The organism is Tritonibacter sp. SIMBA_163, from assembly GCF_046535935.1.
Classification (GTDB): domain Bacteria; phylum Pseudomonadota; class Alphaproteobacteria; order Rhodobacterales; family Rhodobacteraceae; genus Epibacterium; species Epibacterium scottomollicae.
The window spans coordinates 1-1,592 of sequence record NZ_JAWJBP010000060.1; the positions used below are offsets into that span (position 1 = coordinate 1).

The 1,592-nt window shown below is 53.7% G+C and carries 2 protein-coding genes; both read left to right on the forward strand.

What is annotated here, in order from left to right:
- Nucleotides 1-216: transposase (locus tag R0J92_RS21335; RefSeq protein ID WP_411053114.1), on the forward strand; the 216-nt coding region annotated here is incomplete at its 5' end.
- A gap of 95 nt (nt 217-311) precedes the next feature.
- Nucleotides 312-1,091, forward strand: a complete 780-nt coding sequence (locus tag R0J92_RS21340; RefSeq protein WP_411053115.1) for a potassium channel family protein — start codon at nt 312-314, stop codon at nt 1,089-1,091.
- Nucleotides 1,092-1,592 lie beyond the last annotated feature (501 nt).

Here is a 1,592-nt window from a genome sequence, read left to right on the forward strand (position 1 = left end):
CCAACTGCTCATGCTCCATTGCTACCCCCACTGGATTTAAACAGTGAATCCCTCATGCCATTTGTGCAACAAAGCCGATACAAGCGCCGCAATCGGATCGAGATCATGTTTGGCAGGCTGAAAGATTGGCGGCATGTGGCGACACGCTACGACCGATGCCCGAAGGTCTTCCTATCAGCCATCGCACTTGCTGCACTCGTCGTCTATTGGCTATGAGTGCTGACCTTAGGACATACTCCAAAATGCCTTTCGAAACGGGAGCTTTGTTCCGGCCTATGGCATAGGAAGACATTCTACGGCATGTTGCCTACATGAAAAAACTGCACAGAGCCATCAGGTTACTCTACACGGGTCATAGCCAACGCGCCCGCCGGTTTCGCTATGGGCTGATCTTATTTGATGCGCTGACCATCATCTATTTTGTTGCGACCGCGGCATTGCCTACCACGCCGGTAATGTTCGCAATTAACACCGCGCTTGGGGTGTTGATCCTCTTGGATCTGGCTGCAAGGTCGTGGATATCTCACAACCTTCGCCGGGAGCTCTTGAGGATTTATACGCTTGCGGATTTAGTGGTGGTCGCATCACTCCTATTCGCGCCGCTTGTCACCGGAAACTTTGCCTTCCTACGCGTTCTGCGTGGATTGCGCCTTATTCACGCCTACCATCTGCTACGCGATCTTCGGAGAGAGAGCCTTTTCTTTCGCCGTCACGAGGATGCAATCCTTGCGGCGGTCAACTTGTTTGTCTTCATCTTCGTGACCACGTCGCTGGTCTTCGTTCTGGCCTTCGACGAAAAGGCTGGCCTCACCGGCTACATTGATGCGCTTTATTTCACGGTGGCGACACTTACTACGACGGGCTTTGGCGACATCACCATGACAACGCCTAGCGGGAAGCTGCTGTCAGTGTTCATTATGGTTGTGGGGGTGGCGCTGTTTGTGCAGCTGGCGCGTGCCATCTTCCAGCCTTCTAAGATCAGGTACAAGTGCCCTCGATGTGGCCTGAACCGACATGAACCTGATGCTATTCACTGTAAGCATTGTGGAGAGCCGGTGAAGATCGAGACCGAGGGTGAAGTGGGGTTGTAATCTTGATGTTCAGTTTTTAGTCCTCTGCGCCGAACTAGCACAACGTCATTTACAACTACTTCAAGGTGATCGTGACAAGTGAAGGTGCTCTACGCTTCGGATGCTCGTCATGTGTTATCAGTGTCAATATTGACTGTTACGCGGGAACCGCTCGCCATCCCCGCTTTGCCGCAGTTCGCTATGCCTCACATACTGTCCATCAGGAAAATCATGGACAGTATGTGAGGCATGACGGTAACGCGATGGCGGCGTTGGAGTTTCAGCGACGAAGATACCGGGTGTATCGGTCAGACAGGTTGCGCGCCCACAAGCGCTGCTCAGGTTGGAAAGTGCTTGTCCAACGTTCGGATTCAGGCGACCTTCACGTCAGTCGGCACATGGGGGTTGTTGCAGAACACACGCCTGAGGCGTGACTGCCCCTTATCCACTGAGGTCATGCCACGCGGACGATCTCGGCGGTGCCGAGGGCGTTGAAGCGGTTCATAACGGCGATGCGGAGCT